Raw genomic sequence first — 629 nt, forward strand, 5'->3', positions numbered from 1 at the left:
GGGGCGCGGCGTGCGGTGCGACGTGGCGGGCGCGGTGACCGGCCCCGGGGGCGGCCGGCTCCCGCGGGGAGGAGCGCTCAGTCGGCCGCCGAGGTGGTGCAGCCCTTCGAACCGGCGGCACCCTCCAGGCAGACCTGGGCGTCGGCGTCCGTCTTCGCGGCGACCATCATGGTGTAGCCGTCGGTGTTCTCACCGACCTCGTCGGACTGCGACTTCTTGTGCGCGGAGATGCTGACGGTGGCGCCGGGGTCGGCGTCGGTGACCCGCGCCCAGGCCGCCTTGCACACCTCGCTGTAACGGACCTCGATGTAGGCGCCGCCCACCATCGCGTCGGACGTCGTCTCCGCGTACTGGCCGCCGCAGCCCATCGTCTCCGGGTCCTTCCCGGCGCAGTCCGCCCCGCTGCACTCGACTCCGGCGGGCAGCTTGGGGTCGACCTTCGTCGGTACCGGTTCGGGCTCGGGCGCGGCCTGCCCGCTGCCGCCGAGGTCGAGGAAGAAGAAGGCGACCCCTATCACGGCGAGCGCGCCCGCCACCCCCGCCAGGAACATCACCGTGCGGCGGGTGCCGGACGGCCGGCCTGCACGGCCGGACGACGTCGGACGGCTGGCGGGGCCGGGCGGCTCGGA

Annotated in this window: 1 protein-coding gene; it reads right to left on the reverse strand. The window is 75.0% G+C overall.

Going from position 1 to position 629, the window contains the following annotated elements; translation table 11 throughout:
- Positions 1-77: 77 nt before the first annotated feature.
- A partial coding sequence (locus ACYVE9_RS29965) for a DUF2690 domain-containing protein (RefSeq protein WP_461031001.1) occupies positions 78-629 on the reverse strand: 552 nt, incomplete at its 5' end.

It is taken from the genome of Streptomyces sparsus, assembly GCF_054776295.1.